Source organism: Nostoc sp. UIC 10890 (assembly GCF_054786515.1).
On record NZ_JBSGKF010000101.1, the window covers coordinates 1 to 2280 of the forward strand.

2 protein-coding genes and 1 pseudogene are annotated in these 2280 nt (G+C 39.2%); all 3 read right to left on the reverse strand.

What is annotated here, in order from left to right; genetic code table 11:
- Nucleotides 1-432: 432 nt before the first annotated feature.
- The gene (locus ACWATR_RS39430; protein ID WP_460345668.1) at nucleotides 433-1101 is read right to left on the reverse strand and encodes a hypothetical protein; all 669 of its coding nucleotides are present in this window, start codon (nucleotides 1099-1101) and stop codon (nucleotides 433-435) included.
- A 45-nt stretch (nucleotides 1102-1146) separates the two neighbouring features.
- Nucleotides 1147-1947, reverse strand: a complete 801-nt coding sequence (gene drmC, locus ACWATR_RS39435) for a DISARM system phospholipase D-like protein DrmC (RefSeq protein WP_460345671.1) — start codon at nucleotides 1945-1947, stop codon at nucleotides 1147-1149.
- Nucleotides 1944-2280, reverse strand: a pseudogene (locus tag ACWATR_RS39440) (hypothetical protein); the annotation flags it as partial. The pseudogene ACWATR_RS39440 and the gene drmC, both read right to left, overlap by 4 nt.

Consider the following 2280-nt stretch of genomic DNA (forward strand, 5'->3'; position numbering starts at 1 on the left):
TCAAAAAGCCAAAACCAGATTTAGGTCTTTCTGGTTTTTGTTGCTTTTTAATTAATTTTCTTTGAGCTATACTGCTATATAAATACACTATGCTTAATAAAAATACAAAGAATATAATACAATTACTTAATGGAGGTAATACAGGTTTCACGATTATCTTTTATTGGGTTAAAGCGAGTTTAAATCAATCACGTCAACTATGTCTTTTGCATAATGCGTTGTAAGCCTTGGCATCTGTTCAAAGTCACAAATGCCGTCTATAAAGTCTCTAGTCTTGTTTTAGTAGAATCAAATGTAGACATATAGATATTTATTCTGATAACTTGTTTGAATCTCTCGGAAAAAAGTGTTGGATACCAATAACTCGTTCAAAATTGCATAGCCTGTTGCCAGCCACGGCATCTGCTCAAAGTCGCGGATGCCGTCACATAATTATTCCATTGCATTCCTATCTTCACGAAGATAAATTGAGAATTCTTGGGGAGCTATTTTAAACGCATTTAGTAAGCTTTTAATTCTGTCCCGAATGTCATTTGCAGATAAATTACCTTCTGCATAGATAACACTATCAATTTCTAATGCTTTTCTTAAAACCTTTTTATCGGTTGCAAAAAATACATTACCACGGACAGTTTTAGCATCTGTGCTATTTATGAATTCTTTGAATAGTTGAATGTTTTTCTTTGCTAATTGTTTGCAAAATAGTCTATATAGGCGTTGCCAATTTTTTACATCTTTGTAAGCTTGTCCTTCAAATACAAAACCATAAGGACGTTTAAAAGTGAAATCCTCTTCAATCGTATGATGCTCACTAGAGTCAAGCTCTCGTATAATGCGCTCATGCTCTGGAGAGCCTTTCTGAACAATACATCCTGCTTCAGAATGAACGTTAGTATACTTCTCAATTAGATTTGAAATTTCAGCAGAGATTCGATTAAACTCATTCAGTTTCTCGTTAAATTCTACTTTAAACTCAGAGCCTTTTTGAACTGCCTGTGAATCATTATGTTCAATATTTAGCCAGATATCATCAGACAATCCTAAAAAACTTTCCTGAACACACTCAAGCTCAGTTAATATTTGCTGTATTCTTGTCTTCATCGTTTTTCTCCATTAATGCAGCTCATAAAATATTGCTTAAAATAGTCAGATACCAGGAATTTGACATAGTAGGTTTCTTGTAACCAAGCTTTCAAATTGCATTTGCAAAGCAATAGCCGTTACTGGGTCATTGAGTAATACACCAGCTTCGATATTGCGCTCGTGAGCCGCTTCCGTAAAATTGGCGGAGGTTACAAGAACACGCTCCTTATCTACAACAACACATTTGGCGTGTAAACAAGCTTTTGATTCCCCACCCAGCTTCAGCGATCGCGGATCGTGAAATACTTCAGGTAGTCTTTGTCCTGGCCAAATATCTTGGCGAAAAGTACTAGCAAACTCCCGCAGTAAAGTAGATGTTGGCACTTCACTGTTATGCGGTCGATTGACGTTAAGAAACATTCGCACATTTAATTCTGGGGTTAAATCCATTCGTTCTGCCAGCACCATAAATAACTCTCGTGCTTTTTGTTTTTTATCAATAGCAAAGCTAGAAATGAGAACGCTTATTTTGGCAGTACTAAACAACTCGCGCACAACAACGCCAGTGTCACGGCTTTGAGAACCAGTAATTTCTGGGCCAGTCCAAACCAAATCAACGCGATCGCTCACAGCTTGGGATGTACTTCGTTCTTCTGCCAGCAGTCGCAGTGTATAAGCAATATGCTGAGAATGTACGCCGATGACATTAAGGCGGTTGAGTTCATCAACTATGTCTCGATTTAAAGTCGCGGGGATGTAGTTGGCTACATTGGATGTGGAAAAGGGCGGGGAAAGTCTGCCAGTTTCTAAAGCGACTGCTAAATTAACCAGGGCTGGACGGCTCAGGTGGAGAAAAGCCATCATACTCTCACATCCTCAAAGAATTCTGCCCCTGGCCCTTCAACAGTAGCAACGACCAATGCCCTGTCAAGAAATTCATTGCGCCGTTCACAAGATGTTTCAGCAATGAGTAAACATCCGTGACAAGCAGCACCATGCAAAAATCTATCTTCTTGTTCGGCATCTGGTTGATGCTGGGCGCAAACTGGATCGTTAGAACAAAGCCTCCCCATCTCCAGTGCAACATCCAAATGGTATTCAATTCGGTTTCCTACTTGTACCAGTCCCCCTAAAGTACCTTCAGAGCCAGGAGAACCAGTATATAAAAGAATGCCATAGCCGGATTCACCAGCATAA